This is a genomic window from Bdellovibrio sp. NC01, assembly GCF_006874625.1.
Lineage (GTDB): Bacteria > Bdellovibrionota > Bdellovibrionia > Bdellovibrionales > Bdellovibrionaceae > Bdellovibrio.
In genome coordinates this window covers 1318723-1344659 of the sequence record NZ_CP030034.1, presented here as the reverse complement: position 1 = coordinate 1344659, position 25937 = coordinate 1318723, and the positions used below count along the sequence as shown (strand labels likewise).

Sequence of the window (25937 nt, the reverse complement as noted above, 5' to 3'; positions counted from 1 at the left end):
CCTATTTTTCCCTTGCTGGGGGTTTTGTTAATTGGTTCCTAAATTATTTTAGTTTCAAATTTAAATTCATCTTCACATCAAATACTGGAGTGCCTCCGACGACTGGCGAGCGCAACGCCACATCGTAAGCGCGTGAAGTACCGTTTGTGTCTTTGCATAAAATGAAGCTCAACTTCTCGGGTTGCTGTTCAGAAGTCAGCTTAATTGCGAGCAATGGATCCTCCGTCTCGGATGGACAAAGTGCTTGCAAGTTACTCAAGAACTCACCCGAGTTGAGTGGCTTGTAGTAATTGTAAACACTCTTTGCGCCGATCAAGATGTATGACGTCGTGACCATATATTTTACTAATGAAGAAACAGGAATTTCGTTTTGTGTCGGAATGTAATTCTGAGAAATCTGTGTGAAGAGTGAGCGCATGACTGACGAAGCAGTTCCTGCACAATTCAAACAGTAAGGCTCGACACGGCGGCACTCTTTTTCTTGTTTGCACAAAACTTGGCAGTACTCACCTTCATTGGCATCGCAAAGAACTTGAATTTCTTTAACGTAAGCACCTGCTGCATTCGTCGTATAACGAGAATTCACAGAAAAAGCGTGAGCAACACCACTCAGGACAATGCCTGCACCCACCAGAAGCAAAGAAACCGTTTTCATTATTTCCAGTTCCCTTCTTTGATGATGCGCTTACAAGTACCGCTGAAACCGTAAAGGCGCTCAGAAGGAACTTGGAAACCTGATCCATTGTCTCGGCAGTAAAAATTAAAAATCGTTTCGCCTTGGCACAAGTCAGACTTCACCCATGCTCTGCGAGAGTAAGAATTATTATTGAACTGACGCTCATTACTTTGAGTCGCGTCCTGAATCGTAATTTCTGTAACTTTACCACCCGTCAAACGCTCGAAGTAATCAGCTGCTTTGGCAGAACAGATATCTTGGAAGCACTTCAAACCTTGGCCTAATTGATCGACACAATCTTTTGGAATCGTTCCGTAACGGCGATAAGTGTCCGCTACTTTTGCAAGATCGACGTTGAAGGCCTTAGGCACGTTGACGGGATCTTTTTTCGCAGTCACAAAGCGATAAACCGCGCGGAATAAGTACACACCCATCTTGATTGGATTGAATGACGTTGCCGCCGTCGATGATGCCACACCCGAAGCCACACCTACGAAATTCAACGAACAACCACCGCAATAAGAACGAGTTTTGTTCGGATCGTACGTGATGTTGTTTGCACCACTCGAAGTCGCACCTGTTTTTGTACGAGCATCACAATAATTTACGGTGATACCGTCAAATGCCAGGAAGTTAAATTCCTTCGCATTCGGCGCGATTGAAACCGCGCAAGGAGCACCCGTTAACGGACCGAAGTCAGCAACGACAGATGCCACCATTTTGGATTTTTCGATATTTGGATCAAACTTAATCACACCGTCTTTCAGAAGACGTTGGAATGAAGTTACTTTCGGCGGAGTATAATCAGCGTCGATATAAATCGGCATGAAGTTCCAACCAAAGAGCGCTGTACTTGCAAGGTCCGCCATGAACACGCGATTGGCGCGTTTTGTTTGGTACCAAGGATCGTACATCTTGCAGGCTTTCAATTCTGAATACGGATTGAAAACATCGGGTGAAGCCGCTGTTGAAGACACTGGCAAGTAAGCATCCGCGTATTGAGAAACCGCATACAAATCAACCAACGCCTTAACCACACCACGTGCACAATCGATACCTGAAGCGCAGATGATATTACCACTTTGGTTGCCAAGATCTGCATTCCAAACAAGAAGTGCTGAACCGCCATAAATTTGTGGAGTGTAAGCTGGAACCGTCGCATCCGCGCCTTGAGTTTGTTCAGGAACGATATTCAAAACTTCTTTAGCCCATTGGTTAAAGCCTTGTTTGTTCACCGTATAGTTCGCAGCTTGCCACATGTTGGTCTTTTCCAACTGGTCACACAATGGCAATACCGTTTTAGACAACGTATCGAAGTAGCCTACGAAGTCTTGGATCGTGTATTTAGAATTATCCAACGCCTTCGTCATATTTTTCAGGCCACCGATGTTGTCGATGTCTGTTTTCATGAAATCCAAACGTTTATCACCAGCAAGACGAATCTCTGTGCACAGATAGTACAATTCATCTCTTTGGATTGACGTTTGATTTGAAGCAAGTGCCAAAGGTTTTACGTACTCTGCCAAAGTCGCCGCATTCATTGTGTCGGTCATGACATTCATGAATTGCACAGAGCTTTGCAGACGGTTTTTGATCGAACCACGAGTTGCGACGAAGTTTTTACGGAAGTTATCAACCCACTCAGACGCTGTCATGTAGCCACGAGTGTTCAAGAAGTCATTGTTCACGCCACGGGCACCACGTTCTAAAGCCGTTTTTTCCGGGCTTTGTGGAACTTGGGCGCTTGTGTTGTTTTGTGACTGATCTTGTTTCGCAAGCTCGCGAAGGTTGTTCAAAGAAAGATGTTCCATATCACACCCGGGCTTCGTAATTGATTTACAGCCGTTTGGAATGAACATCATGGATTCTTCAAGAGCCAAAGACTTGAACACTTCGCCAAAACGTTGACTCATTTGATTGGGAACTTGGGTGTTTCTCCAAGCCCATGAAAGATAGATTTTTACGCTATTCCAGAAATCGAAACCTTTTGCGTTCCAATTGTCTTGGTCACCCGTTTTAAGGTCGATTTGCAAAGCGACGTTACGAGAATCCAAAGTCTCATCTTGGTCGTAACAACTTGTGATGTATTTTTCCTTTTCAAGGTAAGCGACAGCCATTTCTTGAAGAGCGGCTGCATCGATAGTTGAATTCTGCAATTGACCTTGAAGAGGAGAGAAACGTTTTAAATAATAACAGCCAACACGACGCGCGCCTAAGTCCGACATGAAATTGGCCGTCGTGATGTTATCAAGCGACTTCCACTCGGGGCTTTTTGAAGTGATACCGGATTGTTCTGACAAAGCCCAGGCTTGGCTAAGGAAGTTTGAAATATCAGAGCAATAAACTTTGTCGCCACATTTATCAGCCAAAGATTTGTAACGCAGAAGTTTTGCGTCCTTCAAATTCATCGGCAACAAAGGCAATTTACCAGTCAGAAGTTTGTTAACGATTGTCAGCGTCAAGTGACTGACAGACAGGCGGAACTCTTTCATCATATCCGAAGACATTGACGCCTCATCAAGGCCCATGTTCTTCGCTAAAGAGTTTCCTAATTTACCTGCATTATAACCATCAAGGATCATAAATGCAGAATCTGTTGGGATATCAGAATCCAACGCACATTGTGCGCGGTTTGTGATGCGCAAGTTATTCAACGTTTGATTCGTGTTAACTTGCGTTAAGGCCAATGACGAAGACAACACAAGTGCTGCAAAAAGACAGAATGTATTTACTGTTTTTAAAACGCTCATGGGTTGTCCCGCAGTTGGTTTAACTCCGGCGGAATACCGGAGTTAGAAATCTAAAACGAACTATTTTGCGCCCGTGTTGTTGCCGCAAGACTCAACTTTGTTCAACATCGTCGTGTAGAACAAAATCACAGTTTGATCTGCTGGAGAGAAATTTCTTTTCGTAGAACCGTCGCTGTTCACCATGTTGTACATGTATGTATTCACGAAGCGATAAACCGCTGGCGTAACACGAAGACTTGATTGGCAAGTGTAGTTTTTGTAAGTCACAGTGATGCCGGCGTTCCAATTCATGTTGTTAGCGTTATTTGGGTTGTCGCCGATGTAGATCGCTGTGCCGTTGTTGTTATTGTTGTTGCCGTAACCAACGTTGAAAGAAACTGTCCAACCTTGACCTTGGCCATCAGTACCAACGATTTTGCAAAGGTTGCCAGAGCATGCGATTTCCATCTCTTGCGCAATTTTCTTTTGGATCTCTGCTTCGTTGTAAGTTGGGTTTGGACGAGGATCGAATTCGCCTGATCCACCATCAAATTCACCTGCGACAGCAGTTGAAAGGCAAGCAAAAGCCATGAGCGCGCCAAGAGCCGCAAAAATATTCTTCTTCATTTTTTCTCCGAGTGTTTCCTTCAAGGTCCGTTGGTACAAACGTGCTAGGTAGAACTTTGAAAGATGCTTTTTTGTGTTGAGGAGTTGTAGAGCACCTGTTCTTAAAATAAAAGAGCTGTAATCAAAGAATCTTTAAATATTTTGGAGCTGCAATCTTGCCCAACCAACAATCGCGGGTTTACGAGGTTTTCTTCCAATTCTCTAAGTAGTCCCATTTAAAAATCAGACAAAAATGATGCTTCTTGTCTTCACTTCTTTGTATTAAATTCACGGTGGACGTGATGGAACCCCATAGACTTGGTCAAGATTTAAATAAAAACAAGTCCGCGTTTGTACGATTCCTAGAACATCTGTTCTAAGCCATGGACGCGGTTTTCAAGCTGGTTTTTCTGTTTAGAAAGGTTGATAACAACTGCCATGAAACGACATTCGATGAGCTCTTTAGGCGTCATTCCCGCAATAGCTTCTGACATCCGCGTAGAAAAACTCGAGCATCGTACGACGCCAAAAATTCCTTTTCCGCACAAGCATGATTTCTATCAGCTTGTCGTGATTCTTTCTGGTAGCGGCTGGCATGAAGTCGACTTCACTCGCCACACGGTTAGTAAAAATCAGATCTATATCATCAAGCCCGGTCAGGTTCACGGTTGGAAGCTTGCGAAGAATACACGCGGTTACGTCATCGAATATACAGATGCTTCATTTCCAAAAAATATGACTCTGGAAAATCACATCACTCGTCGCAGCCGCGCCCTGCCCGACATGATGAAGCTTGGTAAAAGCAAACTTGTGAATGGTAAATTCTTTGAGCTGATGGAAGAGGAATTCCGTCACTCGCAAATACACTCACAGAGTATTCTGCAAAATTATTTGAGCATTTTAGTATTAGACCTTCTGCGCTTAAGTAAAGCCAAAGAGGCTGACAATCATGAACAAGAAGATCTGATTATGGCCTTCACAGATTTACTCGAAGAGCATTTCCGCGAAGAACATTCGCTCGCGTTTTATGCGCAAGAACTGAAGATCTCTGCGAAGGCGCTGTCAGCAAAAATTCAGCGCGTTTTGGGTAAGCCCGCAAAAGAAGTCATTCAAGAGCGTTGCTTCTTAGAGGCTAAAAGATTGTTATCTTATTCAACGTTATCGGTGTCAGAGATTGGCTACGAATTAGGTTTTGATGATCCGAACTATTTCAGTCGGTTTTTAAAACAGAACTTAAAAGTCAGCGCTCAACAGTTTAGACAGCGAGCGCTGAAAAAGAATTAAAGCTTGTCAGTAGGATGAGGCGCCGGCGTTTCGCCCTCACGATGGCTGATTTCAGCGTTCAATGCGACTTTGCCTGTGATACCAACCCATTCCGGGTAAAAGACTGCCAAGCATGCATATACAAGAATGCTAAAGATCGAAATAACAATGATGCCCCCAATAATCCAAGCTTCTGCGCCCATAAGAACTCCTGGCCTTCATCCTACCTAATATGTCAAAAAAATGGAATGGAGGAAAGGCCGTGCGACTAGCACAAATTTCCATAAGATTCCGTCCTCCATGCAACCATTTGGTGCATTGTCGGTAGCACTTTTTCTGGATTATTTAGAGGCTTCAAGGAGAAACCCATGAAAAAACTTATTGCGACGACTCTGTTATCTTTGCTTTCCACGACGGCCTTTGCCCATGTCTCTTTAGAATCCCCAACGGCAGAGACTGGCAGCTATTACAAAGCGGTCCTGCGCATTCCACACGGTTGCGATGGCACTGCCACCAACTCGATCACAATCCAGCTTCCAAACAAGTTCCTATTGGCTAAACCAATGCCCAAGGCCGGTTGGAATCTTGATATCGCAAACGATGCCGCTGGCAACGTGACTGAGATCAAATACTCGGGTGGCAATCTTCCCGATGCTTTTTACGAGGAATTCATTTTCAGAGGAAAAATCGCAGCTCCAGCCGGTAGCACTTTGTACTTCAAAGTGGCTCAGGTTTGCGAAAAAGGCCATATCGACTGGTTTGATATTCCAGCCGCGGGTCAAGACGAGCATTCTTTGGAAGCTCCAGCCGCTTCTTTGAAAATCACAGCAGGAAAATAATGCTATTAATGCGAAATCCCAGGACATTTTTGGGGTTTCTGCTACAAAAGGGACTATGAAGTCCCTTGATTTTTCTTCGTTAGAAATTGCCCCTGAATTAATCGCTGTCGTCAAAGAACTTGGCTACGAGCAAATGACTCCCATTCAAGCGGAGGCCATTCCTTATCTGCTAACAGGTAAAGATCTTATCGGTCAGTCAAAAACGGGATCTGGAAAAACCGCAGCGTTCGCCCTGCCGATCTTAAATAAAATCGATTTAGAAATTGAAAACATTCAAGCCTTGGTGATCTGTCCAACTCGTGAGTTGGCCAATCAAGTTGTGACCGAGATGCGCAAACTGGGTCGCAAACATGAAGGCTTAAAAATTCTGGCACTGACTGGTGGCCAATCAGGTCGCGAACAAGCACAGTCCTTGGAAAAAGGCGTGCACATCGCCGTGGGCACTCCAGGTCGTATCTTGGATCACATCACACGTGAGCGTATTGAACTGGGTGACTTACAAGTTTTAGTCTTAGACGAAGCCGATAAAATGCTTGAGATGGGTTTTGAACAAGAAATCAAAGCCTTGATGAAAGAGCTTCCAGTTAAACGCCAAACGGCTTTGTTTTCTGCAACTTTCCCAGAAGGTATCCAAAGCCTGAGCCGCAGTTATCAACGCAATCCCATGAAGATTATCGTTGAAGAAGCCGAAGGCCAAAGTGCTTCCATTCAGCAAGTTGTTTACGACACAGAACCTGAACACAAATTAGAAACTTTGATGCGTGTTTTGCAACAGCATCCTTCGAAATCAACGATCATCTTCTGCAATATGAAGAATACCGTAAACGAAATTGCGGAAGCTATTGCGGAACGTGACGTTGTTGTTGGCAGCCTGCACGGCGATCTTGAACAACGCGATCGTGATCGTGTGATGACGATGTTTCGCAACGGCAGCTTGCCAATTTTAGTTGCGACAGATGTAGCCGCGCGCGGTTTGGATATTGAAAATCTTGAACTGGTTGTGAATTATGATCTGCCAAATCAAACTGAAACTTACGTGCATCGTATTGGGCGCACGGGTCGCGCTGGCAAATCAGGCACATCGGTGACTCTGGCAGGTCCCCGCGACACCATGAAGCTATTAGAGTTCGAGAAATTGACTGGTGGAGCTTTTGAGCGCCCGACATTGGGTTTTAAAAATCAATTGGGTTTGAACAAATTTGCATTTCAACCAACGATGCAAACGATTGGTATTTCGGGCGGTCGCAAAGACAAACTTCGTCCCGGCGATATCTTAGGAGCCTTGACAGGCAGTGATGGCCTGAAAGGTTCCGACGTCGGCAAGATCGAAGTTCACGATCGCTATGCCTATGTAGCCGTGGCCCAAGGTGCAGCGAAAGACGCTTTCGAACGTCTTCGCAACGGCAAAATCAAAGGCCAAAAATTCCAAATCAAAATTATGAAATAAATTATTTCAAACCAAGAAGCATGTCGAAGTCGTCCTTCGATAGTGAAGCGTTGCCGGCAGAAATGTCGGCGTCTTTTTCGGTGTTCGTAAATAGCGTTTGGAATTTACGGTCTTTACGATCCTTCAAAACTTCAATTTTTTCTTCCAACGATTCATGCATGATGTAGCGGAATACTTGTACTGCTTTGCTTTGACCTAAACGGTGCGCACGGTCTGTTGCTTGGTTTTCTACTGACGGATTCCACCATGGTTCCAAATGGAAGACATAACTGGCTTTCGTCAAATTCAAGCCCACCCCACCCGTTTTCAGAGTCATCACAAGAACAGCGCCTTTTTCGTTTTTCGTGAAATCCGCTAAAATCTTTTGTCGTTGTTTCGTTGGGATCGCTCCGTGCAAAACGTAAACTGGGATGCCCGCTTTTTTCAAGATAGCTTCCGTATGTTCCAACGTTTGAATGAATTGCGTAAACACCAAAGCGCTTTCGCCTGATTCAACAATCTCTTGGACGGAATCAAGCAAGGCTTCCAATTTTGGCGGCACTTTTTCATAACGTACGTTTGGCAAAGCCGCAGGATCAGAACAAGCCTGACGCAGACGCAGTAAGGCCGTCAACATCTGCAATTGCACGCTGGCTTCGCCTTGAATACGAATGCCTTCTTGCACCTTCTGATTGTAAGACAAGGCGATATCGCGATAGATCTCTTTTTGACGATCTTCGAAGGCGATGCTGACTTTTGTCTCTTGCTTTTCTGGCAACTGATCCAAAATTTCTTTTTTTGTACGACGTAACAACAACGGTTTGATTTTCAACTTCAAATCGTCCATTTCTTCGCGTGTCACCATTTCAGTGTTCACGAAGTTACGACGGAAATCTTCAATCGAACCAAGACTGCCCGGCACTAAGATATCAACCAATGAATAAAACTCACCGTAGTGATTTTCCATCGGCGTTCCTGTTAGACAGATTTTAAATTGTGCCGTCAAAGAACGCGCCGCACTTGTACGTTTCGTCGAAATATTTTTTAGATTCTGAGCTTCATCGAAGATCAGAACTTTCCATTTATACTGACTTAAGAATTGTCCGTGTTCGAGTAGCAACCCGTAAGTCGTAATAACAACTAAAGGCTCTTTACGCTCAAGACGTTTTGCCACAGCATCACGGTCTTTGTTCGAGAATACGGCCAACGGCAAATTCGGAACGAACTTTTCAACTTCACTTTGCCAGTTAAAGATCAATGACGACGGCACAACCACAAGAACTTGTCCCAATTCGTCTTTTTCGCGCAAACCTTCCAAGAACGTCAACGTCTGCAGAGTTTTACCCAAACCCATGTCATCAGCAAGCAAGGCGCCAAGACGCAATTGATACAAATCTTGCAACCACTGCACGCCTGTTTCTTGATAAGGTTTTAATTGCGCCTTCACCGTTTCAGGCAAATGCAATTCACGTGCGGATGAACCCAATTGATCATAAAACGCACACAGTCTTTGCCATTCGTGATCGCCACGAATACCAACGCCGGAAGCGCGTAACGCCAGAAGTTCTAAAACCTGATGACGTGGAAGTTTATAAAACTTGTCACCTTTCAGTTTGCGCGCGGATTCAGTTTTACCTTTTTGTAGCTTCAACCAGAAGTTTTCAAGACGACGTAGTGATGGCATTTGTTTCTTAGGAACTAAGAACAACTTACCACCGTATTCAACAACACCGTTACCGCCGAAGCTTCCCATGTTGTCAGGATCGATTTCTTCACCGCGCAGGAAGAACTTTGGATTTAGCTCAAACCAGTTGAAGTATTTTTCTGCCGCATCACTTTGTAAAACAAAGTCGATGTGGAATTCGTCTTCATTTAATTCTTGAAGGGGTTGTCCGTTAAAGAAAATGCGATAGCCAAAAGGAATCAACGTTTGAACGGATTCCAAAGAATCATTCAAAGTCGCAGCCCCTTTTCCACCTGCCGGGAAATGAAAAGTCGCATCCGTCAGATTCGCATCTTCTTTGGCATTAGAAATTTTTGATAAGAATGACGTCCGAGACTTTTTAAAGGCCTCACCACCTGAATTCAACGCGAGCTTTTTTAACAGCTCGTAAATCAGACGGAATTCACGTTCGACCACGCCTTCTAAGATCACTTCGCCTTGCTCAGAAAAGAACGATTCACTTTTCGCAAGCGATTCCAAAGTGCGTGTCACGTAATCTTCAAAATAGAAAAGCACGGGCTTTGAGCACAGCTCTGTCAGTGACATATCACGCGCAAGCATAACTCCTGCGCCAGACACCAACAGGTTTTGAATCTTATCCTGAAGGGAAGAGAAAATTTCATCTTTCTTAACCACAGTGCCGTCAACTAATGTGCCGTCAAAATGGAACGACAAGATTTCTAAAGTCAAATATTGCAGGATACCCAAATTGCGTAGCAGTTTTAGATCCCAATCACGTTTACCGCGAGCACGTGTTGCGATGTCTTTCGCATCGGTACTAAGCAAATAAGGCAGACCTTGCGACAAAGTCTGTAAATACAATTCAGCTCTGGGAGTCCAACCGCGACGTGACAGATTTTTCTGATCGCGCACACGGGCATCGTGTTTAATGAAGAATTCGCCATTTTCTTCAAGATGCACTTCCATCTGGCTTTGGCCGGGGCTTAGGGTGATTGACTCGCCTGTGATTTTTACGGCGATACTACGACCACGCAGATATCTTAAAAGAATTTTCGTTTCGACTTCACCAACGACGTGAATTGTTGGCATTTCACCCGTCAAACTCACTTCAGAATGTTTTTGTGAAATCGATGTTAGTGTTTCAAGAAGTTGGCTCCATTCGCGCAACCATGGGTGCACAAGCAAAGTTCCAGATTTTTTTTCTACAGCGAATGATTCGAAGAAATAGAATGGTTCTTTTCTGAAACTGATAAGTTTAAACTCGGTTTCGAGTTCTTTCTTTTCAGAAAACTCCACGCGCCAATCAAGTTCATTGTTGGGATCAAACTCAATGCTTTGAATAAGCATGGCTTTGTTAGGCGCATTTTTTGTTTGCAGGAAAATATCTAAATTCCCCTGGCGTGCCGACTTCGCAACCGCCGCGAGTAACGACTGCACAATCTCTTCCACTTCGCGAAGGGACTGGCTGACAAAAATATTTTCTTTTTGTTGTGTCAGGGGCCATTGTGAAAAGACCTCATTCGGTCCTTTCGGTTGCGGCAAGATTTCACGCGGCACTTGGCGCTGCAAAGGATGACGTAAAATTTCTTTGGCACTGATCTGCATGCCATTGCTGAAGTTATAACGAATCATTCCCGCCAAGCGGTTTTGTTCGTTCACCTCGTTGAAGTAGTGTTCAGAAAAAGCAGTCAGCTTTCTTCTGAACACTTCAGGCATATTCCACAGACGTGGTGAAAGGAATTCTTTCTCTTTAAAAGTTTCTTGGAATTTGTATTTGGAAAGATCTTGTTCCAAAAGTGCAGCCAGTGGCATGCCCTTAAGAACAAAGGGATCGTCAAGAATCAAACTGACAGAATCCAGTTTCGTCGCTGCAAGACTTGAATCAACGTCCTCTGCTTTATCAAGACTGCCGGTCTTCATAAGCTCTTGCACTTTAGTCGAAAGTTCAGCGAGTTTATGATTTTCAATCGTTTCAGTTTCAAGTGTCAGCGCTTGCCACAAAATAATGTACGAACCCCATTGATGTTCGCAGGTATTGCGTGAACCGTTTGAAGTTCCGCAATGATCGCATTGGAAATCAAGCGCCCCATTGCCACCGTCTTCAAGAACCGTTACCTTCACACCTTTGCTAGCATTGGGATCTTTCCAAAAGACATCCAACTTCATCGTTTTTGCGAGACTCTGTGCCAGTTCGTAACCTTCAAAGGCGCCGCCCTCTACCAAAGCCATTGCATCTTCATAAGGATAACGTTCACCCAAAGGCACGCGCTCGCTTGGAGTGCGAAGCTGACTGATAGCAGAAAGAGTCATGGGCGCTAGAAACATTTAGATCCTTTTTCACCCAAATTTAGGTGACCAGTTAGTATGCCACTATTTTGCTTAAATTGTCACGGCAGAATGTCGCCTTGCAGAGGAAAGTCTCCCCGCTTCCAGAGCCAAATTCAGGTATTTTGCCCCCTACAATGCCTTGACTAATCGGAGCGGCCTTTAAACCTTGGCCCGCTTCTGGCAATTCAAAAAAATGAAGGAGACATAACCATGAATCACTCTAAGTTGAATTTTGCATTCATTTCTGCCTCTTTAATTTTGGCTGGGTCTTTGGCTGGCGCCGTGGACACCCGTCCTACGCAACCAGTTAAACAACCCGATAACACCGCAATCAATCAGCGGGATGCGACAACGAATACATTGACGCCGACCGATCAAGCACGCGGCAGCACAAGCGATGTTGAGTTGACTCGTCGTATTCGCTCGCAATTGACAGCGGATTCAACACTTTCAACCAATGCACAGAACGTGAAAATTATCACACTTAATGGTCACGTGACTTTGCGTGGTCCTGTCGACAACGCCAAAGAAAAACAAAAAATTGAGCAAGTCGCGAAATCGGTTTCTGGCACAAAAAACGTCGATAACCAAATTGAAGTCATCAAAAAATAGGAGGAGCACTTATGGCAATCGGTCATGATCATGGAGAAAAAGGACATAAGGCAGTGTTCGGCATTTTCGAAAGCAAATCACAACTTGAAAGCACAGTTGATAGTTTAAAAAGTGATGGCTTTCGCAATACTGATATTTCAGTACTGATGCCGAGTTCTGAAAGCACTAAAAACTTCGCGCATGAAAAATCAACCAAAGCTCCTGAAGGCGCTGCGACCGGCGCGACAGGTGGCTTGGCAATTGGTGGCGTCCTCGGATGGCTTGCCGGCATCGGTGCTCTTGCTATTCCCGGCATCGGGCCTTTCGTAGCAGCGGGTCCCATTGTGGCAGCCATCGCTGGTGCTGGTATTGGTGGTGCTGTTGGTGGTATTGCGGGCGCACTTGTCGGTTTAGGAATTCCTGAATACGAAGCCAAACGCTATGAAGAACTTATTAAAGGCGGCGGAATGCTATTGTCAGTGCATGTTGACGATAGTGACTGGCAAGACCGCGCCGAAAAGATTTTGAAACTGGGTGGCGCTCATGACATCGCCTCTACAGGTGAAGAAAAAGCTCCGCCACAAGTGAAGGGCGATAGAAATATCCACCCTCATACCTAGTTGGAAAGCCTCGCGCAAGCGGGGCTTTTTTTATGCCCAAATCATGGGAACGATGGGCGCTACGAATGCCACAGCAAGAATAAGTAAAGCAATTAAGATCATCATTTTGTCAGCGAAGAGGCACTTCGCAGAAATAATAATCAAAGACTTAGAAACTAATGAAGCGATAAAGGCCAAACACATCGCAAAGACGGTTTGATCCGAATACTTCAGCGAGCTAATCGCGAAGGTCACCCCTTGCAGTTCAAACAATCCACTGACAAAACTAACCCCAAGAAATGCTGTATCACCGACGAATTTCTTCGCAAGACTGGTCAAACACATCACCAAAAACAAAACCAAGGCAAAAGTAAACTGCTTCTTCAAGTTCAACGGATCTTCTTGTTCGGATTCCTGCTGAACTTTGGTTTCTTCATTCTTCTTAAAAAAAGAAATAGCACCGAAAATGATGCAGGCTAAAAACACTCCACCAAAACTAGGCAGCAGAGCTTTGCCAAGCTCGCCTGAGTTCACGACAATAATGACTAAAGATTGAAAGGCGCTGGCTAAAATCGCCATCATGCCAAATGCAATCATATCCGTGCGCGAAACTGTGCGCTTGCTATTCAGATTTTGGCGGATATTTACAAATGCTGCCGTGCTAGAGGCAAAGCCCGCAAGAAGTCCGCCGATAAATGATCCTGCTTTTTCACCGAAGATTTTTAACAAAGCATATGACAAGAATTGAATGAGTGCCAAAATGAAAACTAACGCACCCAATTTCCTTGGCACAAAGATACCCCAAGAATCGAGCGCTTCGCTTGGCAAAAAAGGCAAGATCGCCACACCTAAAATGATCAATGTCACAAAGGCATCGGCTTCTTTTTGTGTAATTCGTTCGCGCGTAAAATTGTGAAGCACTTGTCTGCCAGCCAGTAATCCCAAAGTTAAGGCCGCTAAGATGAATGCCACATTGCGATCGCGTGTACTGATATAACCCAGTACAAAAACAACCATTGCAGAGACTTCAGTGGTCAATCCAATATCGACTGGGCCAGAACTTCTTGTGCTTCGTAAGTATCCAATAAGGATGCAAGCAATGACGAATATCGTTAACAGTGCCGCCATCACTTCTGATGCGGCAGCTCCGGTAAATGCTCCTAAAAGTCCAAAGAAAGAAAAAGTCCTAAGTCCATAAGCTTGAGTGCCGGGCTTGTTTGCCCGTTCCCGTTCAATGCCGATGATAAACCCGATAAGCAAACCTGCAAGATAAGGATGCAGTTGCTCAAGGACATTTTCCATTTAGTCATCCAGGTAAGATTTCAATTCCTTTAAATGATAGTTCCAACCCACATGAAAATCTTTAATCGTCGACTGACGTTTCGCTTCAGGAAGAGAATCCCAACCTGTGTGCACCACTTTGATCACTCTTTTGCCAGCCTCTTCTGAAATTTCAAATGTGCATTCCGTTTGCGCATTCGCAGGCCAGTCTTTTTCTTTCCAAGTGAACTTAATCATCTTGTTCGGTTGCACGTCTAATACTTTTCCTGAAGCAAGCATCTTGCGACCCGCATCGTCTTCCCATGGCTCTTTAAAGATGCCACCTTTTTTGGGCTCAAGAACAACGTCTTCGCTCCACCAATCTTCGGTCTCATCAGTAAGGGCGCGCCAAATTTCAGCGGCTGTTGCTCTGACTGTGACGGAAAGTTCGATTTGATCTTTCATGCTTCCTCTATTCTAGATTCTTTGCTCTGCAATTCTAGCGAATGCCTTATGTTTTATATCCCTCTATTAAAACGAAGAGTTTGTAATTTTGCAAGATTCGACGCCACTTGCTTTGTTGTTGTCGGAAACCAAGTTGTCTTGTCGAACCACCGCTTTCACCCTGAGCGTATGGCGATGAAAAAATATCCTGGGGCCAAACCTCCAGACACGAAGAGCTTAAAAACTTTAGAAGCCGCTGCGGAAAAATGCCGAGGTTGCGATTTGTATAAAAACGCGACTCAGGTCGTTTTCGGTGATGGCTCTGCAAAAGCGCAAGTCCTTATTGTCGGCGAACAGCCCGGCGATAAAGAGGATCAGCAAGGCCTGCCCTTCGTCGGCCCAGCGGGAGAGCTTCTTCGTCACTGCCTTGAAGAAGCCGGCCTGAGTTCTAAAGACATCTATCTTACAAACGCCGTGAAACATTTTAAATGGATCGCAACACCGGGAAAGGCCCGGCTTCATCAAAAGCCCAACCGCGCCGAAATGAATGCCTGTCGCCCGTGGTTAGAAAAACAAACAGAAGCGATCAAACCAAAAATTATCGTCGCCTTAGGCGCGACGGCAGCACAAAGTGTTTTAGGCCGTGCTGTCGCAATCACGAAAGAACGCGGCGCGATTTTACCAGAATCAACACTGGGTAAACCGGTCGTGATCTCGTGGCATCCGTCAGCCATTCTACGAAGCATTGACCGCGAAGATTCCGCACAGAAAAGAGCCCAATTAGTCAAGGACCTGAAACTAGCCGCGAAGTTTTTAAAACTTAAAGATTAATCTTGTGGCTTCCAGTCGACATGCAGAAGATGCATCAAACTTTTGGCATCAACGGGCGCACGAACTTTGAGATCATTATCAAAGTACACGAAGACATCGCGTTTTTGTGGATGGGGATCAGGTCCTGCCATGGTCAAAGCATCGCGGGGTTCACTGCCCGCTTGCCATTTTTTAATACGATCACTCCACCAATTCAAATTTTCTGGTGCATACCCGCTGGCGTAGAGTTCTTCATCACCGTGCAAACGCAAATACATAAAATCCGCCGTTGCATCTTCCATGTACGGCCACTTGCCCGCAGTATCCGCCAAGACCAGGGCAATATTGAAATCACGAAGCAGTTTTATAAAATCAGGATTTTCAAAAGAGTGATGGCGAACCTCAATCGCATGGCGCAGATGCCGCTGCGAAGTCGCGGCCGCCGCAGGATAGTCGGGATCTAACCGATCTGCTTTTTTTGCTAATTGCACAGCCTGTTTTTCCGTTTTCGGCAAGTGCGCGAAGAAGTTGGCAAGCTTATCTTCATCTAAACGAAAACTGGGAGGAAACTGCCATAAAAATGGTCCTAACTTTTCTTTTAAATGTAAAACTCCCGAGCCAAAGAAATTCGCCAGCGGCAATGCGATATCGTTCAGCCTGCGAATATGCGTGATATAGCGTGGTCCTTTGACTGAAAAAATAAAATGATCCGGTGTCGTGCTATACCAGGCTTTATAACTTGCCGGACTTTGCGTCGAATAAAATGAACCATTGATTTCTATGGAACTGAGCTGACGACTTGCGAAGTACAGCTCATTCTTTTGCGCTAAGTCTTCAGGATAAAAAGTTCCGCGCCATGGAGGATAGCGCCAGCCCGATATGCCTATTCGCGTTTCCATCGTCACCTCTTTCATAGAATAAAAAGAGCTGATGCCCATCACAATTTGTCTTTTGCTAGGGACTGTCTACAATTTTGACGAAAAATCGAAGTTCGTTTTTTACACCTAGCCCATGGTACTATAAATGAATGATTAAAGAGTTGTGGCATTCTTTTCCTAGGACATTAGAACAAAGAATCAACGCCTTACTGGACGAGGCGGAGCCAACACCGGCCAAAGCGTTTCAGCTATACAAGGTCTGCCAGAATGAAAATCTGTGGCAGGATAGCTTTGAAAAATTCCAGAAGCATCTGAACGAATTCTTCGCCCTGCCAAAAGTAGAAAGAAGAAAAAGTCATGTCGATGTTTTCTTGAATGCGCCATTGCATACGCATCTGTTTGAAGATTTCGAATTGAATTTCCGCAATGCCGTTGTCGACAATCGTTCGCTTTTGAATCTAGCGAATTGGGCTCATCATCTGATGCGAGTGGCTCAAAAAACCGATTGCCTGGTGATTTCAGAGGACGTGTTGGTGAAGACTTTGCGCTATATCACCAATCCTCCCCTGTTTGAAAAAGCCAAAGATATTAAGTTTGAAGATTTCTGTGATGCTTGGAAAAAGATCGTCTTTAATCTTTTCGGTCGCAAATACGATTCCGAATTTCAAAAGATTTTAAGAGAGCTGGAATGGCTGCAAGCTCAGCTAAAAAGCGAAGAACTGCAACAGCAGGATCGTCGTCCCGCTTTTATGCCGACGATTTACCTGACTCAGACAGAAATCGATTGGACCATCGGTATTTTAAAAGCCTTAGATGCAAATACGCAGCTGCCTAAGTTCCCTCTGTCACGGGGGCCACAAAAGCAGCGCCTTATTGATTTAGAGCGCACGATTAGGCTTTATAACATCGTCCAAACAACCAAGGACCCAGAGTTCCTTAAACACAAGGAAAACATCAAGGCGACGATTATAAATCGCTGTGAAGGTCTATTGCGCGATAAAGCCGCATAGCTCTGTTTTCATTCAAATTTTAACTGTCTAAAGAGTGGACGGCCTCAGAAAAGTTTATGAGGCACGTTCTTGTCTTCTTTGAAGGCCAAAGGAATGTGTTACAACCTCCTTATGAAGATTAAAGCTCTCATTATTTTTGGTGCGATTATGAGTTCTACGTCGGCATTGTTTGCAAAGACTGCCGACGATCAATCCTTCTCGCGCGGGATCATGTTAGCCGTCGATACGCGGGATCACGCCGCCTGCGAAAGCACTAAGACTTATCTTAAAATTCTTGAACCGACCTACAAGGAAGACATCTGTAAGAGCGACTCGTACAATCCATTGAGCGTGATCGTTGTGACAACAGCGGTGGACGAATGGGAATTCATGGCCGAGATTGATATGTCTCGGAAAGCACCAAGAAATATTATGTCGCATCCGGCAGGTTTTGTGTCGAATACTGACGGCGGCGTTTTGTTTTTGCTTCCCGATGCTCGCGACTCTGACAACAAACTGCGTGTAGCCTTAAAGAAAGAACGTTCGGTTGCGCACTTGCGTTTGTCAGATTTAAGTTTGCTTGAAGACTATCACATGCCAAATATTGCGATCTCTTTCATTTTTAAAAAATTGCCAGCGTCGTTGTCACCGCAACAAAAGGCGATGGCTGAAAGAATGGTGCGCCGTATTCGTATCAGACATACTTCGGAAAAACCTGGTGGCGAAGAATCAACAGCCTTATCATCATTAAATATTCTTGAGGGTCTTAATAATTCAATCAAAGACATCACGAATAAAAGCTTCGAAGTTGACTTGTTTATGCCCAAGGATTTATGCCCTACTAATGGGACGTGTCCTACAAATAAGTCCGACACGATCTTACCGCTGAAACTTGGCTTCAGCTTTAAGATGAAGTTCTAATTTGTTCTAAAAGGTTTTGTCATGGCAAAAGAACCCCAACAACTCAAATGGGTCGAAAGTCTTCTTCCCGAAGAGCAATATCGTCGTAAAGCGATGTTCGGTGGCTTTGCTTACTACATTGGCGAAAAAATTGTTCTGCTTATTTTTGAAAGTCCCGGCAGCCGCTCTTACCAAGGTCAACAATACGAATTTGAACTTTGGGATGGCTGCATGTTCCCGGTCGAGCGTGAACTGCAAGACAAGGCGCTGGCGCGCTTCCCCTTCTTAGTTTCACATCCTATTTTACCTAAGTGGTTGTATATCCCAGTCGACACTGAAGGCTTCGATGAATTGGTCACAGAGGTTGTCGAACAAGCAACCCGTCCCAATAGCTATTGGGGCAGCATTCCCAAAGCTCGCGGCAAAAAAACGAGCGCTGGCACTTCTAAAAAGTCAGTAGCCGTTAATGAAAAAATCGACACCCGCACACCCCGTATGTTTTCTGATGAACCAGCGTCGGTAGCACTAAATCGAGCACAAAAGATTTCGGATTTAAAAAACCTAGGCCCCGTCGCTGAGCTTGAATTTATTAAAGCCGGCATTAAGACGGCACCCAAATTTATCGACATGGGCTGGCAAAAAGCGATGGTAAAGCTTGTTAAAGTAAATCCAAAGAATCGTCATTCGATCTTCGCCTATGCATTAATTGGTGCATTACAAAACAAAGAATGGAATCTTATTTCAGAGGACGACAAATTAGCAGCACGTCAGTTCGTCAAATCTTTGGCCCCGGATAAAAAAGCAGGCGCCAAAAAGAAGACGCTCAAGAAAGCTGCTAAAAAGAAAGTCGTCGCACGCAAAAAAACACAGAAGAAAAAATAATCATCAAGGAGTCGATGATGTTTAAAATCTTAGTGGTTCTGTCACTATTAAGCCCGACATTCGCGGCGGAGCTGCAAACCAATTCCACTTATTCAGCCGATGTCCCGAAATGGGTGACGAAAGGCAAAATCGATCGCACCACAGAACGTATTCAATCGTTTATGGAGTGGGACATCCACCGCGTCACTGTTGTGTGGTACAAAGATCCAGCAAGTTTCGAAAATGCGCACAAGCTGGGCCCTAAAGTTTTGGCGGTTTCCCGTCGCAGTGAAAATAAAATCCTTGTCGGCCCTAGAGTGACTGAAGAAAACTTCGATCGCATCTTTGGTCATGAACTTGTCCATGTTATCTCTTACCAAAAATATAAAGACGCCATTCCGAAATGGCTTGAAGAAGGCCTTGCAAATTACGTCGCTAAAAATGGCAGCGTGAATTATAAATGGTTGGCATCAAGACCTTTTCCCGACGATGTTCGCGAATTAACCCATCCGTTCAGTGGCGATGACGATTACTTGCGCTATCATTACGAAGCCTCGCAAGCATTGGCAGAGATGATTGCGGCGAAATGCGATCTTAGAAATTTATTGCGTTTAAGTGTCGGTCGAAAAATGGATAGCTACCTGGATACTTACTGCAATCTTAAAGATCTGAATGCGGAATATCGCAAATGGATTAAATCAAAAAGTTAAAAGAAAAGGCTCAAGTGACTTGAGCCTTTTTTATTTCTACATTGTGTAGAAGAATTCTTCCTTGATAATTTTCCCGTCTTTCACGGTATAAAGACCGACCTCTTCCATCTGCCAACGCTGATTGGTTTTTTTATCAGTCGTATCGTACTTAAAGTGCACGGCAAATCGATCACCTAATGGGAATGGGCCATCGACTTGTGATGAATGAACTTCCATCGTCTCTTCCCATTGTTTGTTTTTCTTCCGGATCGCTTCCAGGCCACGAACATTGGCAGGCATTCCTGGCGTTTCCATGGCTTCTTGGCTTTCGATTTGCTCGGAATACAATTCATCAACGGCCTTTAACGGCTGGTTGCGCTTACAATAGTCGACTAATTTTTTACCGACCTCTAGAACATTGCTTTGTGGTTGCATGGGTGCATCCTCCTCTTTAGGTTTCTCCCCCACTGTACATTTCAGCGAACATTTTTGAATGGCTAAGAGAATTTCAGGTCCGGGAAATGTTAACAATCTTAGCTGTTCTATCTGCCATGCAATTCTTCTTTGAGTTTTAGCAAGAATAGTCCTTGAAGATATTCAAGAGTGAAATAAGATTTTGGCTTGTAGCAAAGGACGCATTTATGGACGATCAAAAAGCTCTTATTGAAAAACTTAAAGATTCAAAATCAGAAGCCGATCGCAAGCAGTGCATTCCTTTACTTCATGACTACTTAAACACTCATCCCGACGACGCCGTTGCGTGGTATGACCTGGCCGGCTGTTACGACTTCTGCGGGTTCGAAAAAGAAGCAGAGCCTGCTATTGGAAGACGTATCACTTGGGCTGGAACAAATTGGCCGCTCACGAGCAGCCGGGATTTTTCGTGGGCTTTGGCAGCACACTTCGCAATAATTTTAAATTTTCAGATTCAGAAAAAATCTTGCGCGAAGGTATTTCCCACTTTCCGCACTACCCGGCGCTGAAAGTCTTCTATGCTTTCACACTCCATTCGCTGGGCAAAGAGTTAAAAGCTGTCGAGATCTTATTGCAGTCAACTTTAGACATGCCCGAAAAATCTTATGACGGTTATGAGCGTGCGATTAAATGGTATACGGAAAACTTACATACTCACCCACTGACTGCGCCGGAAATTTTAATCGAAATTGACGGCGTAAAAATTCGCCGTGCCGTTGTCAGCGACGCTGCCGGAATTGCAAATGCCCATTTAAATTCTTGGCGTGAAGCTTATGCGGGACAATTGGATCAAGATTTTTTAGATGACCTGCATTTCTCTTTTAAGCGTCGCAAAGATCACTGGGAAGAATACATCCCGACTCATCCTGAAAATGTCTATGTGGCAGAAAGCAAGCACGGGATTGTCGGATTTATTTCCGTGAATGCCCCTGGGCGTGATGAAGACATGCCGGAATGGGCAGAGGTGCAAGCGATTTACCTTTTGCAGAAATTCAAAGGTAAAAAGATCGGCTTGCATTTGTTGCTGGCTGGTTTTGAAGCCATCAAACGCAAAGGCTTCAATAAAGCTTACTGTTGGATGTTGAAAGATAATCTTACGGCGAAGTTTTATGAATCAAGTGGTGCAAAACTAAGTGGTAAAGAAAAGATCGGGCCTATCAATGGCAAGGACTACGTTGATGTCATGTACGTTTGGGAATCACTTCCCTAACGTCGTCAGTGAACCAGTTGCTGTGGGCTCTTCGCGCATCGCGCAGTTTGAATAGAACAAACACACAACAAGATACAACACTGAGATTCCTAAAAAACCCTTGATTCGTGTTTTTTTCATTCCTGAACTCCCGTTTCTACTCACATATTTTCGGTCAATTTTTTCAGAAACACGATAGGAGAATCAGAATTTCTTCAAAATGACTCGTTGATAGGCTTGTATTTTTCGAGAGTTATTTTTGTTTATTTAGAAGTGTGGTTTTTATGTCGAACTTTAATACAGGACCCGTGATTAATTAGTCACGGGTCCTGAGTTTAGATGTATTGCTAACTATCTATTTCTGCTGGCTATTTAGGAAGTAGCTGTGCTCAGAAAGTACAGTCAAATATCTCATCATCACATCTTGCGGATAGTTCGCAGCATCGTTGTACTTCGCTTGGTATTCAACGATCAGCTGATAAGTTTGCTCGTTGTCCAATGCTTTTACTTCACGAGCTAGCGCCTGTTCAGCAAGTGCATACGCATTTGAACTCATTTCTTGATAAGTTGGCTTCAAGAAGCTTTCAGGCTTGCTTGTGTTGAACAACTTATAGTTTTTGTAGCCTTCATTGTCAGCTTGACGGAATGAAAGATTTTTAGTCGCCAACTCTTTACGATATTGATTTGGAATCAACTTACCGATTTTCGTGATCATCATTTCATACATTTTGCGTGCGCGGCTGTCTGGTTTATTCGCCTCTTGGCGTTTTTGGAAATCCAGAGCAATCGTGATCAAAGCATCACTTGTGACCACACGGCACGTTTGTTCCGCCTGGAAAGATGCCAAGAATACTTCAAAAGTTTCAGTCGCCATTGTTTTGTAACCAATGTCAGCTGCACTGTCCGCTCGGCTTGCATTTTGACGTTCTGTAAAGAAGTTCAAAAGTGTCAATGTGTAGTCCGTTGACGCGACGGCTGATTTATCTGCTTTCAAAGTCGTCACGAAATCAGCAACGTATTTCGAGAACTCTTTGCTTGCGTATTTTTCCTGCCAAGAACCTGGCGCACTTTGTTCTGCGCGCGCGGCCCATGTTTGAACGACATCCAATTTCTCTTTCAACAAGGCATCAAATTTTTTGCTGCACGAAAACTCTTCATGCAAAGCTAGTTGTGGAATCTCTTTACTTGAAACGGCGATGATGTCGATATTGGCACTGCCGCCCATCGCTTCAGCTTGAATTTCAATCGCAACGATATTTGATTGCACGCTGATATTTTCTGACACGACGGGATTTGCATCCGCATCAGCAAGGACCACGTTCGTTAATGCTTTTACAGGAATGCGTTCACTCTTATCAGTGACAAGGTTGACGCTTAAAATTTTCGCTTTACCTAGTTTTGCTTTAGCCTTCAGCGAAGACAGCGGCAAGGGTTTCGACAGATCTAATTGATAAAGAGCCCCGCCGGTTTTGCGTGTAACGTCTGTGATTTTCCCAATGCCTTCAAAAGCAGGTTGCGCATCGGCGGCTGCCAATGGCGTGTAACCGTATTCCTGGTAAGTGATAGGTGCTTGTGCGTGAGCCACACCCGCTACCAAAACTGCTGACGATAAAATACCTTGCATCCAATGACGTCTCATTTTCGAGTCCTTTCAATTTGGTTGTTTTGAAGTCGCATCGACTTTTGTCCAAAGTATTTGATTCGTTAATTTTGAAAATCTCGAACAAAGAATGTGGCTGTTGCCTAAAAGCAGAAATCTTGCGCAATACTGTCTACGAATTCTGAGAATCAGCAACAAATTAGAGCGTGGGCAATGCGGACTGAGTTCATTTGCGAAATAAAAATCTAGCCAATGTGATTTCGAACAATTAGGTTAGAGCGATGAAGTTCGTTGTGCATGCTTGCTGCATCTTATTTTTTTCAATGGCGTTCTATTCCGCTGAGGGGCATGCAGCTGATAACACAAAATCTCGTCCGGTCATCACTTGGATTCGCTGGGATGATCCTCCGATTTTTATTAACTCGGGCCCGTTTAAAGGTTTGGGATTGCTCGACAACGTTGAAGCCCTTGTGCAAAAAGCTTTACCGAAATATCAGCATAACAGAACCGATGGCACTGTTCCACGCGTTTTAAAAGAAGCAGAACGTAAAGCTGAAGTTTGCAATGCCGGTTGGCTTGATACCGCAGAGTGGGCGAAGGTATTTTATTTCTCGAAACCGTTCACCGTGATTCCTTCAAATGGTGTCCTGCTTAGAGAAAGCCGCTTAAAAGATATTAGAAATCTTCAACCCTACTCTTTACAAAAATTTTTAGATCAAAAACCAAATTGGAAATTAGGTGTAGGTCGCTTGTACGGCGAAGGCATTGATGACGTTCTTATTAAGAACAATTATTTGAAGAATCCAAAAATCGTGACGATCACTACAAGCTTGCGAGTGCACCAGATGATCGCGAGCGATCGTATTCAATACACCCTGGGATATCCGTTTGAAGCGGTCTATTATAACAAACTGCTCGATATTCAGGATTCAGTGATTCATATTCCTTTGACTGACAATCGCCCGTTCACGAATGTCGTCGTCGCGTGTCCGAAAAGTCCATGGGGAAAGAAAATTATCGCCGATGTGGACAAAGTTCTAAACAATAAAGAACTTCTTGAGCACATTTCAGACGGTGTCGATAAGTGGCTGACCAAAGAAGATCGCCAACGCTTAGGTGACCCTCGGCGCGCACTGATGAAAAAATATTACCCGAACCTGCTCTAAATCCCTTATCAGCGTTCCTAGAACGACCCATTCACGGTTTTTATTGAAACTGCTGTGTGTGCCTACTATATTTCAGCCTCCTTTAACCTTGGAGCGTTTTATGAAATTGGGACTTCACCAGGTTCTTATCGCAGTGATTGTCGTGCTTGCTTCGTCACTGTCATTCGCAAAAAACGATCACCTGAAATTTGTTGCGACGTACTTGCAACCGGGCACGACTCACCCCGATCAAAATTATTTGCATGAAGTTTTTGAAGGCTTAACGACTGTGCACTTGGGACCGGAATACTTTGGTTCTGTGCGCGATTCTTTACAACCGCAACAAGTGATTTTCGATTTAGCTGACGAACTTTTTAATTTCGAAGATGGCAGTTTATTGCCTAATTACGAACAGACTATTGAACTCTTAGGCACGAAGTATATCGATGGTTATGAGAAAACTATTTTGGCTTTTTATATCGCTGACGAACCAAACGGCTGGGGCATCACGCGCACGTCTTTGAATCTTGTGATCAAAGCGCTGAACAAACGTTTTCCGGGCATTCCCACTTACATCGTTTGGAATTATCTGTGCTTTGATAGCTCTGCGGAATTGGACAAACGCTGTGGCTTGCCGGGCGAGCGTGGTATTCCGGACGGTTTAACGTGGGTTGGTTTTGACTGGTACCTGCGTCGCGATCCGTCTTTTGACGATGTGGATTTCAAAACCCAAGTTGTAGATTCGGTCGAGCGTTTAAAACGCGTGACTGATAAACCGATCGTCCTTGTGCCTGATGGTACAGATGAGTTCTTGCAGCAGTTTTCGCCTGCTGATCGTGATGTGATCATGGCAAAGCGCATGCAAATGCACTTTGATTTTGCTGCCAACGATTCACGCATCATCGGCCTTGATAACTACGCCTGGGCCAACCACCGCGAAACGCTTCGTGGTGTTGATACGTACGTCATGGGTACTCGCGAATATCCGCTTACAAAGAAAGTTCTGTTCGATTTGACGGCAAAAGCGCTTCGCTAAGCCGTCTTTTTGCAAACCAAATAAAAACCAAGCGTTCTTGACTCCTGGGAACATCCAGCGCAGATTGGGTGGGTCCGGAGTCACCCTATGAATAAAGTCCTCATTTTAATTTTTGCTACTCTTTCGTTCAGTTCTGCGTTCGCGGCATTTCCGCAAGGCGTTTGGTTGAATGAACACATCGTTGCCGATGACGGTGGTTACGGAGCTTATTATAAGGGCTGGTACTTTGTTTCTGATAAGACAGTGGATGCCATTATCACTTTAGGTGCGCACTACGATAAACAGAAATTGCAAATCTTAAGCGATGACGGGAAAACCGTAAAATTTCTGGATGTAAAAGCTCGCACGGTTTTTTCTTATTCATACGCGGTTGAAAACGATGTTTTGAAGATCTGCAACGATGTCAGTGGTTGCACACCTTATTCTCGCACCAACAAAACGATGGAGCCCGACATTCCACCGGCGACACCACCCGATATCGTTTTGCATGCAAGATGGTGTGTCGATAACGACTGCGAAACGACGATTTATTCACGCGAACAAAGTCTATTCATCTGCAATATCAATTCAGAACTAGCGCCCTACTTCACCCGTTACCAAGCACCAGCGAATTTGGTCGCGCGCTATAAATTAAATATGTCGATTCAGATGTATGCATATCGCCTCGATAGTAAAAATGAATTGTCGTCGTACTCTTCCAGCATGTACCTGCAAGCAAACACGCCCTTTCCAACAACTATCGGCCAATCCGGAGTCAAGCGTCTGCAAGCAGGCCCCTTTGCTACGATGAGCGGCACAGCCCAAGGTCACACCATCAGCGTTGAATTTTCAGTTGCTAAGTAACACGTAAGGCGGATGTGTCGCAACAGAGCGCCGACGAACTTGTTTCTATTCGAAATTTTCAAATTTAAACTGGTTAGA

The 25937-nt window shown here is 44.5% G+C and carries 25 protein-coding genes; 14 read left to right on the top strand and 11 right to left on the bottom strand.

What is annotated here, in order from left to right:
• Positions 1–43 precede the first annotated feature (43 nt).
• Genes DOE51_RS06425 through DOE51_RS06415 form a run of 3 tightly spaced genes read right to left on the bottom strand, consistent with a single transcriptional unit; the run spans position 44 to position 4032 of the window.
• Positions 44–655, bottom strand: coding sequence for a hypothetical protein (locus DOE51_RS06425; protein ID WP_142695732.1), 612 nt, complete (start codon positions 653–655; stop codon positions 44–46).
• Complete coding sequence (locus tag DOE51_RS06420; RefSeq protein WP_142695731.1) at positions 655–3426, bottom strand: hypothetical protein; 2772 nt, start codon at positions 3424–3426, stop codon at positions 655–657. The genes DOE51_RS06425 and DOE51_RS06420 overlap by 1 nt, the downstream gene beginning before the upstream one ends.
• 60 nt (positions 3427–3486) lie before the next feature.
• A complete protein-coding gene (locus tag DOE51_RS06415; RefSeq protein WP_142695730.1) occupies positions 3487–4032 on the bottom strand; it encodes a protease in 546 nt (181 codons plus the stop codon).
• A gap of 417 nt (positions 4033–4449) precedes the next feature.
• On the opposite strand from DOE51_RS06415, the gene DOE51_RS06410 reads away from it, so the two are divergent.
• A complete protein-coding gene (locus DOE51_RS06410) occupies positions 4450–5295 on the top strand; it encodes an AraC family transcriptional regulator (protein ID WP_142695729.1) in 846 nt (281 codons plus the stop codon).
• Here the strand turns inward: DOE51_RS06410 and DOE51_RS06405 are convergent.
• Entirely contained in the window at positions 5292–5477 is a 186-nt protein-coding gene (locus DOE51_RS06405; RefSeq protein ID WP_142695728.1) for a hypothetical protein, read from the bottom strand. The two genes, DOE51_RS06410 and DOE51_RS06405, sit on opposite strands and share 4 nt — an antisense overlap.
• 165 nt (positions 5478–5642) lie before the next feature.
• Between DOE51_RS06405 and DOE51_RS06400 the strand changes: the two genes are divergently transcribed.
• Both DOE51_RS06400 and dbpA read left to right on the top strand, forming a co-directional pair.
• Positions 5643–6113: a YcnI family protein gene (locus tag DOE51_RS06400; protein ID WP_142695727.1), complete on the top strand. Its 471-nt coding sequence runs from the start codon at positions 5643–5645 to the stop codon at positions 6111–6113.
• Between the two features lie 55 nt (positions 6114–6168).
• Positions 6169–7560 carry an ATP-dependent RNA helicase DbpA gene (gene dbpA, locus DOE51_RS06395; protein WP_142695726.1) on the top strand — a complete coding sequence of 464 codons (1392 nt, stop codon included), beginning with the start codon at positions 6169–6171 and terminating at the stop codon, positions 7558–7560.
• A gap of 1 nt (position 7561) precedes the next feature.
• Here the strand turns inward: dbpA and DOE51_RS06390 are convergent, their stop codons facing one another.
• Entirely contained in the window at positions 7562–11533 is a 3972-nt protein-coding gene (locus DOE51_RS06390; protein WP_246845426.1) for a DEAD/DEAH box helicase, read from the bottom strand.
• 228 nt (positions 11534–11761) lie between these two features.
• Here DOE51_RS06390 and DOE51_RS06385 point away from each other — a divergent pair, with 228 nt between their 5' ends.
• Both DOE51_RS06385 and DOE51_RS06380 read left to right on the top strand, forming a co-directional pair.
• Positions 11762–12163, top strand: a complete 402-nt coding sequence (locus DOE51_RS06385) for a BON domain-containing protein (RefSeq protein WP_142695724.1) — start codon at positions 11762–11764, stop codon at positions 12161–12163.
• 11 nt (positions 12164–12174) lie between these two features.
• Complete coding sequence (locus tag DOE51_RS06380) at positions 12175–12762, top strand: DUF3341 domain-containing protein (RefSeq protein ID WP_142695723.1); 588 nt, start codon at positions 12175–12177, stop codon at positions 12760–12762.
• Positions 12763–12792: 30 nt separating this feature from the next.
• Here DOE51_RS06380 and DOE51_RS06375 read toward each other — a convergent pair whose 3' ends face one another.
• Together DOE51_RS06375 and DOE51_RS06370 are read right to left on the bottom strand one after the other, a co-directional pair.
• The gene (locus DOE51_RS06375) at positions 12793–14043 is read right to left on the bottom strand and encodes a DUF4010 domain-containing protein (protein WP_142695722.1); all 1251 of its coding nucleotides are present in this window, start codon (positions 14041–14043) and stop codon (positions 12793–12795) included.
• The gene (locus DOE51_RS06370) at positions 14044–14466 is read right to left on the bottom strand and encodes an SRPBCC domain-containing protein (protein WP_142695721.1); all 423 of its coding nucleotides are present in this window, start codon (positions 14464–14466) and stop codon (positions 14044–14046) included.
• A 168-nt stretch (positions 14467–14634) separates the two neighbouring features.
• Here DOE51_RS06370 and DOE51_RS06365 point away from each other — a divergent pair, with 168 nt between their 5' ends.
• Positions 14635–15276 carry a UdgX family uracil-DNA binding protein gene (locus DOE51_RS06365; RefSeq protein WP_210415572.1) on the top strand — a complete coding sequence of 214 codons (642 nt, stop codon included), beginning with the start codon at positions 14635–14637 and terminating at the stop codon, positions 15274–15276.
• Here the strand turns inward: DOE51_RS06365 and DOE51_RS06360 are convergent.
• Positions 15273–16169, bottom strand: a complete 897-nt coding sequence (locus DOE51_RS06360) for a DUF72 domain-containing protein (protein WP_246845424.1) — start codon at positions 16167–16169, stop codon at positions 15273–15275. The two genes, DOE51_RS06365 and DOE51_RS06360, sit on opposite strands and share 4 nt — an antisense overlap.
• A gap of 113 nt (positions 16170–16282) precedes the next feature.
• Between DOE51_RS06360 and DOE51_RS06355 the strand changes: the two genes are divergently transcribed.
• The 4 genes from DOE51_RS06355 to DOE51_RS06340 all read left to right on the top strand — a co-directional run bounded on the left by DOE51_RS06355 (position 16283) and on the right by DOE51_RS06340 (position 19593).
• Positions 16283–17143 (top strand): hypothetical protein, encoded by an 861-nt coding sequence (locus DOE51_RS06355; protein WP_142695720.1) that lies wholly within the window; start codon positions 16283–16285, stop codon positions 17141–17143.
• A gap of 111 nt (positions 17144–17254) precedes the next feature.
• Positions 17255–18043 (top strand): hypothetical protein, encoded by a 789-nt coding sequence (locus DOE51_RS06350; RefSeq protein WP_142695719.1) that lies wholly within the window; start codon positions 17255–17257, stop codon positions 18041–18043.
• Between the two features lie 21 nt (positions 18044–18064).
• Positions 18065–18904, top strand: coding sequence for a TfoX/Sxy family DNA transformation protein (locus tag DOE51_RS06345; RefSeq protein WP_142695718.1), 840 nt, complete (start codon positions 18065–18067; stop codon positions 18902–18904).
• Positions 18905–18921: 17 nt separating this feature from the next.
• Positions 18922–19593: a hypothetical protein gene (locus DOE51_RS06340; protein WP_142695717.1), complete on the top strand. Its 672-nt coding sequence runs from the start codon at positions 18922–18924 to the stop codon at positions 19591–19593.
• Between the two features lie 36 nt (positions 19594–19629).
• On the opposite strand, the gene DOE51_RS06335 is transcribed toward DOE51_RS06340, so the two are convergent.
• Entirely contained in the window at positions 19630–20007 is a 378-nt protein-coding gene (locus DOE51_RS06335) for a nuclear transport factor 2 family protein (RefSeq protein WP_142695716.1), read from the bottom strand.
• Between the two features lie 403 nt (positions 20008–20410).
• On the opposite strand from DOE51_RS06335, the gene DOE51_RS06330 reads away from it, so the two are divergent.
• Complete coding sequence (locus DOE51_RS06330) at positions 20411–21256, top strand: GNAT family N-acetyltransferase (protein WP_142695715.1); 846 nt, start codon at positions 20411–20413, stop codon at positions 21254–21256.
• On the opposite strand, the gene DOE51_RS19360 is transcribed toward DOE51_RS06330, so the two are convergent.
• Complete coding sequence (locus tag DOE51_RS19360; RefSeq protein WP_256373177.1) at positions 21245–21376, bottom strand: hypothetical protein; 132 nt, start codon at positions 21374–21376, stop codon at positions 21245–21247. The two genes, DOE51_RS06330 and DOE51_RS19360, sit on opposite strands and share 12 nt — an antisense overlap.
• 214 nt (positions 21377–21590) lie before the next feature.
• Entirely contained in the window at positions 21591–22874 is a 1284-nt protein-coding gene (locus DOE51_RS06325; protein ID WP_142695714.1) for a beta-sandwich domain-containing protein, read from the bottom strand.
• 242 nt (positions 22875–23116) lie between these two features.
• On the opposite strand from DOE51_RS06325, the gene DOE51_RS06320 reads away from it, so the two are divergent.
• The 3 genes from DOE51_RS06320 to DOE51_RS06310 all read left to right on the top strand — a co-directional run bounded on the left by DOE51_RS06320 (position 23117) and on the right by DOE51_RS06310 (position 25859).
• Positions 23117–24001, top strand: coding sequence for a TIGR02285 family protein (locus DOE51_RS06320; protein WP_246845422.1), 885 nt, complete (start codon positions 23117–23119; stop codon positions 23999–24001).
• A gap of 100 nt (positions 24002–24101) precedes the next feature.
• A complete protein-coding gene (locus DOE51_RS06315; protein WP_142695713.1) occupies positions 24102–25016 on the top strand; it encodes a hypothetical protein in 915 nt (304 codons plus the stop codon).
• A gap of 87 nt (positions 25017–25103) precedes the next feature.
• Positions 25104–25859 carry a hypothetical protein gene (locus DOE51_RS06310; protein WP_142695712.1) on the top strand — a complete coding sequence of 252 codons (756 nt, stop codon included), beginning with the start codon at positions 25104–25106 and terminating at the stop codon, positions 25857–25859.
• Positions 25860–25937 lie beyond the last annotated feature (78 nt).